Source organism: Mycolicibacter arupensis (assembly GCF_002086515.1).
GTDB classification, from domain to species: Bacteria; Actinomycetota; Actinomycetes; order Mycobacteriales; family Mycobacteriaceae; genus Mycobacterium; species Mycobacterium arupense.
Genome location: NZ_MVHH01000125.1, coordinates 1 through 534 on the forward strand (window position 1 = coordinate 1; position 534 = coordinate 534).

2 protein-coding genes are annotated in these 534 nt (G+C 61.8%); both read right to left on the bottom strand.

Features of this window, described 5'->3' with window-relative positions:
* A partial coding sequence (locus tag BST15_RS20980; RefSeq protein ID WP_083071179.1) for a WXG100 family type VII secretion target occupies window positions 1–224 on the bottom strand: 224 nt, incomplete at its 3' end.
* A 19-nt stretch (window positions 225–243) separates the two neighbouring features.
* Window positions 244–534: WXG100 family type VII secretion target (locus BST15_RS20985; protein ID WP_083071180.1), on the bottom strand; the 291-nt coding region annotated here is incomplete at its 5' end.

Here is a 534-nt window from a genome sequence, read left to right on the forward strand (position 1 = left end):
ACCTTCTGACCGTGCGAGTTGGCCTGCTGGTAGATCACCGCGAAGTTGCGGCCCAGCTGCGCCACGAACTCCTGGCACGCCACCGAACCAGCGCCACCCCAGAAGTCACCAGCAGCCAGCACGTCGTGCACGATCGCCTGGTGCTCGGCCTCCAACGACGCCGCCTGAGCGCGAATCAACGCACCGTGCGCATCCACATCACCGAACTGGTAGTTAATCGACATCTGCAGTCTCCTTCTCGCTCTAGCTGCCCGACAGGATCTGCTGCGACGCAGCTTCCTGCTGCTCGTAGTGGTTCGCGTCCCGAATCAACCCATCCCGCACACCGTGCAGCATGTTCACAATGTTGCGAAACGCCGTCTGCATCTGACCCATGGTGTCCATCGACGTACGCTCCGCCAGACCACCCCAACCCGCACCGGAAATGTTCGTCGACGACGCCCACATCCGACGAGCCTCGTCCTCCACGGTCTGCGCATGCACATCAAAACGACCCGCCATCGAACGCATCGCGTCCGGGTCAGTCATAAAACG